Source organism: Paenibacillus sp. MY03, from assembly GCF_002165585.1.
Taxonomy (GTDB): domain Bacteria; phylum Bacillota; class Bacilli; order Paenibacillales; family Paenibacillaceae; genus Pristimantibacillus; species Pristimantibacillus agaridevorans.
In genome coordinates, this window is record NZ_MXQD01000004.1 from 230,055 (window position 1) to 243,114 (window position 13,060).

General features: G+C 55.0%; 13 protein-coding genes. All 13 read right to left on the reverse strand.

Annotated elements, in window-relative coordinates; all coding sequences use genetic code 11:
• Window positions 1-62 precede the first annotated feature (62 nt).
• Window positions 63-1,067, reverse strand: coding sequence for a Holliday junction branch migration DNA helicase RuvB (gene ruvB / locus B1748_RS03620; protein ID WP_087566501.1), 1,005 nt, complete (start codon window positions 1,065-1,067; stop codon window positions 63-65).
• A 21-nt stretch (window positions 1,068-1,088) separates the two neighbouring features.
• Window positions 1,089-1,724 carry a Holliday junction branch migration protein RuvA gene (gene ruvA, locus B1748_RS03625; protein WP_087566502.1) on the reverse strand — a complete coding sequence of 212 codons (636 nt, stop codon included), beginning with the start codon at window positions 1,722-1,724 and terminating at the stop codon, window positions 1,089-1,091.
• Window positions 1,721-2,224, reverse strand: coding sequence for a crossover junction endodeoxyribonuclease RuvC (gene ruvC, locus B1748_RS03630; protein ID WP_087566900.1), 504 nt, complete (start codon window positions 2,222-2,224; stop codon window positions 1,721-1,723). Before ruvC ends, ruvA begins: the two co-directional genes overlap by 4 nt.
• 351 nt (window positions 2,225-2,575) lie before the next feature.
• The gene (locus B1748_RS03635; protein ID WP_087566503.1) at window positions 2,576-3,202 is read right to left on the reverse strand and encodes a BofC C-terminal domain-containing protein; all 627 of its coding nucleotides are present in this window, start codon (window positions 3,200-3,202) and stop codon (window positions 2,576-2,578) included.
• Window positions 3,203-3,358: 156 nt separating this feature from the next.
• Window positions 3,359-5,386 carry a LysM peptidoglycan-binding domain-containing protein gene (locus B1748_RS03640; protein ID WP_143810231.1) on the reverse strand — a complete coding sequence of 676 codons (2,028 nt, stop codon included), beginning with the start codon at window positions 5,384-5,386 and terminating at the stop codon, window positions 3,359-3,361.
• Between the two features lie 170 nt (window positions 5,387-5,556).
• Window positions 5,557-6,438 (reverse strand): branched-chain-amino-acid transaminase, encoded by an 882-nt coding sequence (gene ilvE, locus B1748_RS03645; protein ID WP_087566505.1) that lies wholly within the window; start codon window positions 6,436-6,438, stop codon window positions 5,557-5,559.
• Between the two features lie 98 nt (window positions 6,439-6,536).
• The gene (gene pheA / locus B1748_RS03650; protein WP_087566506.1) at window positions 6,537-7,409 is read right to left on the reverse strand and encodes a prephenate dehydratase; all 873 of its coding nucleotides are present in this window, start codon (window positions 7,407-7,409) and stop codon (window positions 6,537-6,539) included.
• Entirely contained in the window at window positions 7,409-8,419 is a 1,011-nt protein-coding gene (gene thrB, locus B1748_RS03655) for a homoserine kinase (protein ID WP_087566901.1), read from the reverse strand. Before thrB ends, pheA begins: the two co-directional genes overlap by 1 nt.
• A gap of 34 nt (window positions 8,420-8,453) precedes the next feature.
• Entirely contained in the window at window positions 8,454-9,743 is a 1,290-nt protein-coding gene (locus B1748_RS03660; RefSeq protein WP_087566507.1) for a homoserine dehydrogenase, read from the reverse strand.
• Window positions 9,744-9,765: 22 nt separating this feature from the next.
• A complete protein-coding gene (locus B1748_RS03665) occupies window positions 9,766-10,203 on the reverse strand; it encodes an ACT domain-containing protein (RefSeq protein WP_087566508.1) in 438 nt (145 codons plus the stop codon).
• Window positions 10,204-10,366: 163 nt separating this feature from the next.
• Complete coding sequence (gene obgE / locus B1748_RS03670; RefSeq protein WP_087566509.1) at window positions 10,367-11,692, reverse strand: GTPase ObgE; 1,326 nt, start codon at window positions 11,690-11,692, stop codon at window positions 10,367-10,369.
• A 13-nt stretch (window positions 11,693-11,705) separates the two neighbouring features.
• Window positions 11,706-12,452, reverse strand: a complete 747-nt coding sequence (locus tag B1748_RS03675) for a Spo0B domain-containing protein (protein WP_087566510.1) — start codon at window positions 12,450-12,452, stop codon at window positions 11,706-11,708.
• Window positions 12,453-12,729: 277 nt separating this feature from the next.
• Window positions 12,730-13,041, reverse strand: coding sequence for a 50S ribosomal protein L27 (rpmA, locus tag B1748_RS03680; RefSeq protein ID WP_087566511.1), 312 nt, complete (start codon window positions 13,039-13,041; stop codon window positions 12,730-12,732).
• Window positions 13,042-13,060 lie beyond the last annotated feature (19 nt).

The window sequence follows — 13,060 nt, forward strand, 5'->3', positions numbered from 1 at the left end:
TTGCAGCTGTTGAATCCTGTTCTGTGTTGCCCCTTGCCTTAAGCCATACGTGCAAGCACGGCTTAGGATCTGCCCGGAATCGGCAACCCAAGATGACGGTAGGCGTTATCCGTCGCGATTCTGCCTCTAGGCGTACGCTGAAGGAAACCGATCTGCATCAGATACGGCTCGTAGACGTCTTCGATCGTCTGGCTCTCCTCGCCGATCGTCGCTGCGATCGTATCCAGCCCGACCGGTCTTCCCGAGAACGTCGTCATCATAGCATGCAGCATCTTGTGGTCGATATGATCGAGTCCCATGGGATCCACCTGCAGCAGCTCCAGTGCGGATCTCGCGATTTCATGGGTAATGACGCCGTCGCCCCGCACCTGTGCAAAGTCGCGAACGCGCTTGAGCAGCCTGTTCGCGATACGCGGCGTTCCGCGCGAACGCATCGCGATCTCGGTCGCGGACTCCCCGACAATCGATACGTTTAAAATTTCCGACGCGCGCGATACGATAAAGGCGAGCTCGTCTACCGTGTAGAACTCCAAACGGCTCACGACGCCGAACCGGTCACGCAACGGGGCGGACAACAGCCCGGCACGCGTCGTGGCGCCGATCAGCGTAAACGGCGGCAGATCCAGCCTGACCGAGCGGGCGCTTGGGCCTTTGCCGATCATAATATCCAGAGCGAAGTCCTCCATCGCGGGATAGAGCACTTCCTCCACCGTCCGATGCAGCCGGTGAATCTCGTCGATAAACAAGACATCGCCTTCCTGCAGATTCGTAAGCAGCGCCGCCAGATCGCCAGGCCGTTCGATCGCCGGACCTGACGTCGTACGCAAGTTGACGCCCAGTTCGTTAGCAATAATATTGGACAATGTCGTTTTGCCCAGTCCAGGCGGACCATAGAGCAGCACATGATCCAGCGCTTCCTTGCGCATCTTGGCCGCTTCGATATAGATTTTAAGATTTTCTTTTGCCTGATTCTGTCCGATGTATTCGGCCAAATAACGGGGTCTGAGACTCAGCTCGACCGCCTGGTCTTCCATCATAAGGTTCGCGGAGATAATTCTATCGTCCATGTCCGGCTTCGCTCCTTTCCGTTACCCCTTGAACAGCTGCTGCAGCGCCCGCTTCATTAACGAGTCGACCGTTTCCTCCGGCGTCACGCTGCTCTGCAAACCATTCCAGGCGCGGTCCAGCTCGGCAGACGTATAACCAAGCGCTGCCAGCGCGTCGCGCGCCTCTTCCCATGCCGTTCCGGCTCCTTGCCCGTTACCCGTACCGGCCAAGCCCGGCTCTGCGCCGAAGCCCGCTGCGCTAAGCAGACCTTCGTCGCCGTAACCCGTCAGCTTGTCCTTCAGATCCAGCACCATGCGCTGAGCCGTCTTTTTTCCGATGCCGGGGAGTTTCGTCAGGAACGACAAATTTTCTTGTTGAATCGCGCCCGCGATCGCTTCCGGCCGGCCGGCCGATAAAACGCCGAGCGCTACTCGCGGGCCGATGCCGGATACATCAAGCAGCTTGCGGAACATCGTCTGCTGCTCTCTCGACTCGAAACCGAACAGATGGATCGCATCCTCACGGACATGATGGTGGATATAGACGACTACCGGCTCATTCTTGCCCGCGAACGCATACGGATTCGGCATAAACACGCGATATCCCGTATCTCTGACGTCCATAACGATGTACTCCGTTTCTATATGTACGACCGGACCTCTCAAATAATCGATCATGAACGATTCACCTCGTTGATTTTGTTCGTCAGTACGGCCGAATGGGCATGGCAGATCGCTATGGCAAGCGCGTCCGCTACGTCGTCCGGCTTGGGAACCGCAGACAGCTTAAGGAACATCTTAACCATCTCCTGCACCTGCCTCTTCTCCGCCTTGCCATAGCCGACGACAGCCTGCTTCACTTGCAGCGGCGTATATTCCGCAACGGGAAGTCCCCGCTGGGCCGCCGCCAGAATAATAACGCCGCGAGCCTGTCCAACGGCGAATGCCGTCGTCACGTTGCGGTTGAAGAACAGTTTCTCCACCGCGACGGAATCGGGCTTGTACCGATCCATCAGGGCGCCTGCCGATTCATAAATCTGCACAAGCCTGGTCTCCTGAGGCGTATGAGCCTCCGTTGTAATTGCGCCATATTGCACGGGCGTCAGCTTATGCCCGTTCTTGTCCACGAATCCGAATCCCGCAATGGCTATGCCGGGGTCAATGCCTAATACGCGCAAGCCGCCAACCCCTAACTTATGTAATAACGAAAATATGAGTGCTACGGTTGCAAGCTGCCCTCGCAGCCTTCCCATGTTGCCCGCCCTTCATTATAACAAAAGATACCCGAAATGAGAACGAACGTTTGTTCATTCGCGCTCAAGCGTTTCCCGATTGAGCGGGGGGGAGGGCATTGTCGTATATTTCACCGCTGCCTTGGTAGAACTGCGGCAGCAAGTCTTGTCGGTTAGTCCGGTGCTCTTGCTGGAGCAAGCACAAAAAAAACACTCACCGGTTCAATATCGATGAGTGTTGTTTTGCCGTTCCATTGTGGCAGCGGCCAATTACATATCTGTATAAAACTCGAGTGTTTAATAACCTTGCTTCGCTTCGCCCGTTTCCATCGCATAATCGCTGTAGGTCGACAATACGCTGTTATATTCGTCGATGTCGCTAACCCGAATGCCATCCGAAAGCTGATCCAGTTGGTCCTTCGGCAAGCTGCTCTCCATAAACCGGACATCAAGCTGGAAAAATGTCCGCATCACTTTTTCGTTGCTGGGCTCTCCGTCAAACAACGAGAAATTCCCATTGCGGTCCACGCCGAAGTAAGCATTGGACTTGCATTCGGCCGACAAATCGTCAATCTGCTGCATCACGCGAAGCGTCTGCCCATCCTCATCGAGACTGGTGCGCCATTCCGGATGCTGGCTAAGCAGCTTGATGATCGTCTCGGGTTTCATCAACCCGAGCGGCTCTGTCTCCTCGCCGCAAACGTACAAACGATGCAGCATAACTTGAACCGGAGCATTTCTGTCTTGCAGCATGCGGCTGACGGAAGGTTCGTCGAGGGTTGCTTCGCTCGCGAAACTCGCCGATGCATGCTGCGGCATGACTGCCAGCGAGACGAACAAGACTAGTCCGCCTAACTTCCAGATCGGACGGCGATTTCTTCGTATACGCTTTTTGACTTGCTTCCACAGGCTGAACGTCATCATGAGGAAGCCCCCTTTGGCTGGTGATGATATTTGCCCATAGTGTGCGCCAGAAATGGTTAATTATTCAGACTCCGGAAATACATGAACAACAAAACAAGCCCCTTATCGGAGCTTGCCTGCGTTCAGCATTATGAGGGAACTGCATTTGCCTTTGCTTTAACGGTTCAGCCAAGGGCGGCTGCCGCTAGACGTTCTTTTTTTGGGTCGCGGCGCCACTGTCCGGATAACGGCTTTTTTGGCTTTTTTGCGCGGTTTTGAAGTGGCGGATTTGGACAACGACGACTTCTTTTCTTGCTGAAGCTCCAGCTCATCCTCCCGCTTGCCGCCGCAGCCGCAATCATCGTTAGCCGTCGATTGGACAGTCGGCCCGGACGAGACATTAGCATTTTGCTGCCATAACGGCGATGGAGCATATGGCGGGTAAGTCATGGGATAACCGGCTCCGCCGTAAACCGGCGCCGACATGGTGGACATCGTTTGCGGCAAACCTTTGGTAGGCATGCCTGACAATGGCGATACCATTCCAGCATGGTTCGGCATATTGGACAATGGCATCATCATATTATTCTCGCTGACTCCTGCATAACCGCCGCCGGGGTATCCCCAGCCCCCCGCGCCGCCGTATGGCATCATGGAAGGTGCGGGATATCCCATCATGCCTGCGCCTGGCGGGCAATCGTAAGGATACATGGAAGGCTTCTCACCGTAAGGCATCTCGCCGTAAGGCATCATACCCGCATTCGGCAACACCGGAGCAACATTCGGCTGGTTCCCCATATACATGGCTTCCGTAGCAGGCATGTTGTATTGCTGGAACAAGTCCATGTCCATATATTGCATGTATTCCGATTGTGCCGGAGTAACCTTTTGCTCCGCCATCTTCTGAATCGGCAATGCCTTCTGAGCTACGTTCGTCATTGGCGCATAGTTGTTCATGCTCATGGGCGATACGTTCGTCGACAGTGGCGCATAATTGTTCATGCTCATGGGCGATACGTTAGTCGACAGCGGCGCAACGTTGTTCGTGTTCAGCGGCGATACGTTCGTCGACAGTGGCGCAACGTTGTTCATGCTCATGGGCGATACGTTCGTCGACAGTGGCGCATAATTGTTCGCCGCCATCGGAGCGACGTACGCGTTCGGCAGCGTTTTGCCAGTCGAAAGCGGTGCTACCGCGTTCGGCAATGTCTTGCCTGTCGAGAGCGGCATAATTGACTCGTTCGGCAGCGTTTTGCCAGTCGAAAGCGGTGCTACCGCGTTCGGCAATGTCTTGCCTGTCGAGAGCGGGGCGACATTGGAGGACAAAGGCTCGACTTTATGACCCGAAAGCGGCTCAACCTTCGTTGCCAAAGGCTCTACTTTACCCATAGCCATCGGCTCAACTTTCGTTGCCAAAGGCTCTACTTTACCCATAGCCATCGGCTCAACCTTCGTTGCCAGAGGCTCTACTTTGCCCGTTTCCAACGGTTCGACCTTTGTTGCCAGAGGCTCTACTTTGCCCGTTTCCAGCGGTTCGACCTTTGTTGCCAGAGGCTCTACTTTGCCTTTTTCCAGCGGCTCGACCTTCGTAGCCAGAGGCTCTACCTTGCCTTTTTCCAGCGGCTCGACCTTCGCTTCCTTCTCCTTCTGCTTAGGCGCGGGGGCAGGTACCGGCGAGATCGGTGCTGTAGGAGCCTTTTCTTGCACGGGGGCCGTATTCTTCTTGCCGATAACCGGGGCTGTTGACAACTTGCCGACCATGCCCTGCACGCCCTGCATAATCGAAGTCGGATGCAGCGGATGAACGCCTCCGGTCTGCTTAACCGCCGTATTCGTTTTACCCGGCATGGCCGTTGGAGGAACCACGGTGTCCGCCTTCGGAATGTTGACGATCTCGCCCGTCAGCAGGACGTTGGGGTTCTTCAAATGCGGATTCGCGTATACCATCGCCGCCAGCGGCACGCCCCAAGCTTTGGACAGCTTCCAAAGCGTATCTCCTTGCTTGACGACGTGCTGATGCATGACTTCCACGCCTCCGATGCCATTTTGTCCTTGAGCACTTGGAATTTTCAGCTTCATCCCTACTTCCAGCACATCTGGATTCGTAATGCCAGGGTTCAAGCTTAAAATTTCCTCGATCGATACATTGTATTTTTTGCCGATGAAATACAGGGTATCGCCTTTTTTCACGATATGGATTTTCACTCGCCGATGACCTCCTGTCACGTTCTGGATAACTTGGCACGGCTAATGCCTGTTATCAATCTCTACATCCTATGCAGCAAATAGGCAAGTGTCGCCATCTTCGCGCAAAAAAACCTGCCCGGAACATGTCTCCATGTCTTTCGGGCAGGTTGCCGCTTAATAAAATCTCGTTATTCGTATACTTTGACGCCGTCTACCGAAACAATCGCGCGGAATTGTTCCAGCAAATGCGTCGTGATCGGACCGGCTTGTCCGGAGCCGATCTTGCGTCCATCGACTTCGCGTACCGCGATAACCTCGGCCGCCGTGCCCGTAAAGAACACTTCGTCGGCTACATATACGTCGTGCAGCGTGAACGGCTCTTCCTTGAGCTTGTAGCCGTGTTTGGCGCAAAGCTCCATGATCGCCGCGCGGGTAATGCCTTCCAGTGCTCCAACGTAACAAGGAGGCGTGTAGACGACGTTATTTTTGATAATAAAGATATTATCGCTGGATCCTTCCGCCACGTAGCCTTGGGAGTTCAGCATAATCGCTTCGCCTACTCCGGCAAGATTCGCCTGGATTTTGACCAGGATGTTGTTCAGGTAATTAAGCGACTTGATCTTCGGGTTAAGCGCATCCGGGATATTGCGTCGCTGCGACACGGATACGGATACCAGGCCGTTTTTGTAAGCTTCCTCCGGGTAAATCGAGAGCTGCTCCACGATAATAATGACGAATGCGGAAGGGCAGCGACGCGGATCAAGCCCCAGATTGCCGGGACCGCGGGATACGATGAGCCGAATATATCCGTCGCGCAGCTCGTTGCGGCGAATCGTCTCCACGAGCGCGCCCTGCATCTCCTCCAGGGAGAGCGGGATATCGAGCATAATCGATTTCGCAGAGTCGTACAGCCTGTCCAGATGTTCCTTGCACTTAAAGATGTTGCCGTCATAGATGCGAATGCCCTCGAAGATGCCATCTCCGTATAAAAATCCGTGATCGTACACGGATACTTTCGCATCCTCTTTTGTTACGTAATCGCCGTTTAGGTAAATCCATTGCTGTGCCATCTCTGCCCTTGCACCTCCGCGAAATTGTTCATCTTGTATTTGTGTTGGTTCCTTGAAGCCTTGGGAATCGCCTGTTGTTACACCTTCGTGGCTTGAAGTTACAGCAGTTGCTCGTAAGTAAAGCTCGGATAACAGCCCAATATGCGAATCTGGCATCCTATGGCTTCGATCTCTTGAAGCGCGGCCGGCAGCAGCACCGTATCCAGCGACATCTCAATCTCGATATAAAAATAATAACTGCCCAGCTTCTTCTTCGTCGGCCTTGACTCGATGCGCGTCAGATTGATGCGGCGCCAGGCGAATGCCGACAGCACCTGATGCAGCGCTCCCGGATAATCCTCCGGCAAAGTGATAAGGATGCTTGTCTTCACGCGGTCCGACTGCCTGGCGGTATACGGCTCCGCCCCTACCAGCATAAATCTCGTATAGTTGTTATCGTGATCCGTTACCTCGGTCGCGAGCAGGTCAAGGCCGTTGTTCGCCGCCGCGCTGCGGGTGCCAATCGCGGCAATTCCTTCGCCGGCATGATCGCGTACGATACGCACGGCTTCGGCCGTGCTGCCCACATGCTCCTTCTCCGCCTGCGGCATATGCTCGCGAAGAAATTGCGTACATTGCGCCATTGCCACTGGATGGCTGATCACCTTTTTGATCGTTGTCAAGTCAGGCTCGCCGGATTGTCCGGAAAACTCCTCCCGTCTTCCGATCAGATTCTGAATGGAGGGATACACCCATTCCGCCTGCATGGGAAGATCGACCTCATGGACCAGCCAATCCAAATGCAGACTGACGGACCCGTCGATCGTGTTCTCCATCGGAATAACGCTGTAGTCGCTGATCCCGTTCACCGTGGACAGGAAGACGTCGGATATAAGCCGATGGTGCTTCCAATTCAGCGTCTCTCCCGCGAACAGTTGTTTTGCCGCTTCGTCGGACACGGAGCCAGCAGGTAATAAAGCTATCGTTTTCATCATGCCCGTTCTCCTTTAATCCGTTCCAGGAAGGTCTCCCCATCATGGTCGGCATCTGCACTCTCTACCGTAACAACTGGACCGGAGACGCACGGCGCGAGCCATAGGGTCTCCGCCTGGATGCCTTCCTTGCGCAGAGTCTCCTGCAGGAAACTCTCCAGCTCGGCCTTGGAACCGGACTCCGACTCCGCGTCCACGAACGCGATCATTGTCGGCCCCGCTCCGCTGAGCGCAGCTCCAAGCGCGCCGAAGTCCGTCGCGCGCTCCAGAATCTCCGTCATGCCGGGAATAAGAGGCGCACGATAAGGCTGGTGCAGCCGATCCTTCATGGCATGACGGATAAGCCCAAGCTCGCCGCTGGCCAGAGCCGCGACGAGCAGCGAGCTGCAGCCGACGTTAAAGACGGCGTCGGCCATCGCCAGCCCAGAAGGCAATGCATGCCTAGCCTTCTCCGTAGCCAGCTCGAACGCCGGTATGGCTACCAGCGTCTCAAGCCTTGCAGGCGGCTCAATGCGTGCGTGCTGCACGGTCTCGCCATCCCATGCAGCGACGATGATGCCGCCGAACAGCGATGCGCCGACGTTATCCGGATGCCCCTCCAGCTTTGTAGCGAGCTCGAACAGCTTGAGATCGTCCAACGGACTGCCAATCAGGGCGTTTGCCGCGACGAGCGCGGCGATAATGGCGGTCGCGCTGCTCCCAAGACCGCGTGCCAGCGGAATTTCGCTATACATTTCGATCGTAAGCTCCGGCATGCTGACGCCAGCTTCGTCGAATACGAGCTGAGCAACCTTGTAGAGCAGATTGCTTTTGTCCGTGGGCAGTCCATCCATGCCATCCCCGTGCAGCCGGAAGACCGTCTCTCCAGTTTGGGATGCCGACATTTCGATCCATGCGTACATCGAGAGCGCCATGCCGAGAGAATCGAAGCCCGGGCCCAAATTAGCCGTGCTTGCCGGCACCTTAACGGTGACGCGGCGGTTGTCCGTATATGCTTTTTTTACTGCCATTATGCTCTCCATGCTCCCCGCTCCGTTCATTGTATTACCCCTCAACGCGATAGACGCTCTTCACCTTGTACACCACATCCAGCGATCCGAACGTGTCGATGACCTTCTGGATGGCCGCCTTGCTCGCATCATGCGTAATGATGATGATCTCGGCGTCGGGATTGTTCGGGTTCGGCTGCTGCAGCACCGACTCCAGGCTGACTTCGAATTCGGCGAAAACCTGAGTGATGCGCGCAAGAACGCCTGCACGGTCGGCAACATGCAGCAGGAGAAAATATTTGGACGAAATCTGGTCATCCGACTTCAGCTTCGTCTCCTTATAGTCCGCTACGCCGTTCTGCTTGCCGCTCACGCCGAGTTTCAGGTTCTTTACGACGGCAACCAGATCCGCGACGATGGAAGTAGCCGTTGGCAGCTCTCCGGCGCCCGCTCCGTAGAACATCGTCTCTCCAACCGCATCGCCGTAAACATATACCGCGTTAAACACGCCGTTTACGGATGCGATGGGATGCGTCTGCTTCACCATGGTCGGCTGTACGCTTATGCTGACGAGATCGTCCTGCCTCTCCGCAATGCCAAGCAGCTTCAGCTCATAGCCCAGACGTTTGGCATACAGAATATCCTCCTTGCTGACTTGCGAGATTCCCTTTGCCGATACGTTCGCAAGAGATACGTTCGTCCGGAAGCCAAGCGTCGCCAGAATCGTCATCTTGCGTGCCGCATCCAAACCCTCCACGTCGGAGGTGGGATCCGCTTCGGCGTAACCAAGTTCCTGCGCTTCCTTCAGCACGTCGCTATAGGAGGCTCCTTCCTGGCTCATCTTCGTCAGAATATAGTTCGTCGTACCGTTAACAATGCCCATGATCTTCGTAATCCGATCGGAAGAAAAGCCGTCGACCAACGTACGCAAAATGGGAATACCGCCAGCTACGCTGGCTTCGTACAAGATGTCGCAGCCATTCTCCTTGGCTTTGGCCACAATCTCCGGTCCGTGGAGCGCCATCAAGTCCTTGTTGGCCGTCACGACATGTTTGCCCCGCGACAACGCCTCGATAATGTATTCCTTTGTTCCCGCAATGCCGCCCATGACTTCTACGACGACATCTATATCGGGATGGCGGATAATATCCCACGGATCCTCCGTCAGCTTATCCGGATCAATGGAGATCGAACGAGACTTCGTCTTATTCTGTACCAGCACCTTCTCAATGACGATCGGCAAACCAACCTGGCTTTGAAGATCCTCCTGATGCCCTTCCACAATACGTACGACGCCCGTTCCCACTGTACCCAGTCCGAGCAATCCTACCTTTATCGGCTTCATCTATATTCCTCCGCTCCATGATTTAACCTTGACCGATGACCGCTGCCTTCCTCACGCCGGATTGCCGCTTCAGCAGTTCCAATAGATCGGACAGTTCTCCTGCAAGTCCCGCGATGTCCACCGACAACACAACATTTGCGAATCCTTGCAGCGGGATGCTCTGATTCATAGTCAGCACATTGCCTTCCTGACCTGCGATCAGTCCCAGCACGCAGGAGAGAACTCCCGCCCTATGCTCCAGCTCCATCGAGATCGTCACGATCCGTTCGCGGGCAATATCGTTCAGCGCGAACACGCCATCCTTGTACTTGTAAAAGGCGCTGCGGCTGAGTCCCGCCCGCTCCACAGCTTCATGAACAGTTGCCACCGCGCCGCTGCTAAGCAGCTCCTTCACTTGAATCGTCTTCAGAATCGCTTCGGGCAATAGTTCCTCCCGGACGACATAATAGCGTTCAGCCACATCCGTCCTCCTCATAAAGACAATTGTACACCTATAGTGGACATTATATCGAAATCCAGGTGGCGCGGCAATAGGCCGATAAAAAAAAGACGACTGCCGTCGTCTTTCTCCATGAGAGGCTAAACTTCCCGTCGCGAAACGCCGGGACAGTCCAACACGAAATTTAGTTGTAAGGGTCGTAATCGGTGCCTTCAAAAAATTCGAACGCGAAATCGCCGATCCGCACCATATCTCCATCCTTGGCGCCTTCCTTGCGCAGCTTCTCGTCGACGCCCAGCTTACGCATCGTACGTGCAAATCGCATGACTGCATCGTAGGAATTCAGGTTCATCCGCTTCATCATCCGTTCGATGCCTTCGCTCTCGACGACGAATACCTCGTCCTCGCGATGAACCGTGAACGTAATTTCGTCGCGTTTCTCGTACGTGTACACCTTGCGTTCCTCGATGTCCTTCACTTCCTCGACCTCGATCGACGCCTCCACGGTATCCAGTACATCCGCCGCCTTGTACAGCAATTCCTGAATGCCTTCCTTCGTAAGAGAAGAGATCGGCATAACGACGTAATCCTTATCGCCCTTGACCTCATCCAGTTGCTCCTTGAAGAGGGCCAGCTGCGCCTCCGCTTCCGGCATGTCCATCTTGTTGGCCGCAATGATCTGCGGACGATCCGCCAGCTTCTCGTTATAGTGAGTCAGCTCCGCGTTGATTTTCTGCCAGTCGTCGAACGGATCGCGCCCTTCCGACGCCGCCATATCGATGACGTGAATAATAACCCGCGTTCTCTCCACGTGACGAAGGAACTCGTGGCCAAGACCAACGCCTTCATGAGCGCCTTCGATCAGACCCGGCAGATCCGCCATAACGAAGCTCCGTCCGTCGCCGACGTCGACGACGCCCAAATTCGGCGTAATGGTAGTAAAGTGATAGGCGCCGATCTTCGGCTTGGCACCGGATACGACCGATAACAGCGTAGACTTTCCGACGCTTGGGAAGCCGACCAGACCAACATCCGCCATCACCTTGAGCTCGAGAACGACCCAGCGCTCCTGGCCTTCTTCGCCATTCTCCGAAATATAAGGAGCCGGATTCGTCGGCGTTGCGAATCTGGTATTGCCGCGTCCGCCACGTCCGCCTTTTGCGACAACAACCTGTTGACCGTGACGCGTCAAATCCGCGATGATTTCGTTGGTGTCGTCGTCAATTATGACCGTTCCCGGGGGGATGCGCACGATCGTGTCGTCGGCACTCGCGCCGTGCATGCTCTTAACCTTGCCGCGCTCGCCGCGCTCGGCCTTGAAGTGCTTTTGGTAACGGAAGTCCATCAACGTTCGAAGCCCTTCGTCTACGCGAAAGATCAGATCTCCTCCGTTGCCGCCGTCGCCGCCGGCGGGACCGCCATTCTCTACATATTTTTCGCGGCGGAAGGATACGATGCCGTCCCCGCCGTTTCCGCCTTTTACGAATATTTTTGCCTTGTCGACAAACATGTCATGCCTCCGTTCAAGCGCCTATCTCGCGCAGCTCCGTCTTTAGAACCATCTCATTGTACGACTGTTCCTCGGATATTGGAGAGAGCGATGCGCCTTTCAACTGCTCTTTCATTTTGTGCTGCCATTGCCGTTCGTTGATCAATTCGCCGTCATAATAGAAGGAGGCGTACAGCATGCCGCTCTCCGTCGCCAGCCGCAACCGGAGCAGCGCCTGCTCCCCTGTGCCAGGCTTCGCGGACAACCGATAAACATTGATTGTATGTATAAGCGTCTCCGCTACACGTTCTGCATCCTGTACCATTTCCTGCAAATTAATACCGTTATCGATCTCGACCTCCAGCGCAAGAGAATTCGTCAGCGTGCGAAATGACTGAATATAGCTGATGAGCGAAGGAACGCCAAGCCGGGAGATTGCGCTTTCGGCATTCATTCTATCCCTTATTTTCTCCACGCAGCCCACCGTCTTATCCAGCTTGCCGAGTCGAATGTATCCATAAAGCACTTGAAGATCGTTCATCCAGTCATGCCGATGATGATTTAAAGTACGGACGCCGGCTGACTGCATGGCGGTAATCGTAGCCGTAATTCGAGCCCGATGCTCCATTCGTTCGCTGCGAATCCAATAGGCCGCAGCGGCCCCAATCCAGATCAAGCAACCGATTATAAGCAAGCGGCTGCCTGGCCAGACCAGAAGCGCGGCTGCCGGCGCGATCGCCGTCGCCGCGACATAATACTTTGCCGTTGTCATGGCTATCATGCCCAGAACCTGCCTTCTTAAGGGAATTGCTAGCTGCTAGCTTTCCCAGTATAACACGCTCGTCCAAAGCGGTCATTAGCAAAGGTGAAACTGCCGCGCCGTTCTTTTGGAGCGCAGTACGTTTCATAACGAGAAGTATAGAAAACGTATGCCGAATGCTTTCCTATAATTTCGAAAAGCGCGCGAAGACAACCACGACATCGTCTATTAGAGGGCTTTCCCGACAATGACAAAAGCCCCGGACCAAGACATGCTGGCCGGGGCTGGTGGTTGCAAATTAAGCTTCTACTGCAGCTGCAACAGGAGCTTGATCAACAGGGTATACGCTCACTTTCTTACGATCGCGACCCAGACGCTCGAACTTGACAACGCCGTCTACTTTCGCGAACAACGTATCGTCCTTGCCGATGCCTACGTTCGTTCCCGGGTGGATCTTCGTTCCGCGTTGACGGAACAAGATGCTGCCGCCGGATACGATTTGACCGTCCGCACGTTTAGCGCCAAGGCGCTTGGATTGCGAGTCGCGTCCGTTCTTCGTGGAACCTACGCCCTTCTTGGATGCGAACAACTGAAGATTCAGTTTCAACATGGAGTACCCCTCCTTCTTG

What these genes read in the sequence shown, in the direction of transcription:
- ruvB (WP_087566501.1), bottom strand. Translation starts at nt 1,067, where the DNA reads ATGGACGATAGAATTATCTCCGCGAACCTTATGATGGAAGACCAGGCG.
- pheA (WP_087566506.1), bottom strand. Translation starts at nt 7,409, where the DNA reads ATGAAAACGATAGCTTTATTACCTGCTGGCTCCGTGTCCGACGAAGCG.
- obgE (WP_087566509.1), bottom strand. Translation starts at nt 11,692, where the DNA reads ATGTTTGTCGACAAGGCAAAAATATTCGTAAAAGGCGGAAACGGCGGG.
- B1748_RS03635 (WP_087566503.1), bottom strand. Translation starts at nt 3,202, where the DNA reads ATGATGACGTTCAGCCTGTGGAAGCAAGTCAAAAAGCGTATACGAAGA.
- thrB (WP_087566901.1), bottom strand. Translation starts at nt 8,419, where the DNA reads ATGGCAGTAAAAAAAGCATATACGGACAACCGCCGCGTCACCGTTAAG.
- rpmA (WP_087566511.1), bottom strand. Translation starts at nt 13,041, where the DNA reads ATGTTGAAACTGAATCTTCAGTTGTTCGCATCCAAGAAGGGCGTAGGT.
- ilvE (WP_087566505.1), bottom strand. Translation starts at nt 6,438, where the DNA reads ATGGCACAGCAATGGATTTACCTAAACGGCGATTACGTAACAAAAGAG.
- B1748_RS03660 (WP_087566507.1), bottom strand. Translation starts at nt 9,743, where the DNA reads ATGAAGCCGATAAAGGTAGGATTGCTCGGACTGGGTACAGTGGGAACG.
- B1748_RS03675 (WP_087566510.1), bottom strand. Translation starts at nt 12,452, where the DNA reads ATGATAGCCATGACAACGGCAAAGTATTATGTCGCGGCGACGGCGATC.
- ruvA (WP_087566502.1), bottom strand. Translation starts at nt 1,724, where the DNA reads ATGATCGATTATTTGAGAGGTCCGGTCGTACATATAGAAACGGAGTAC.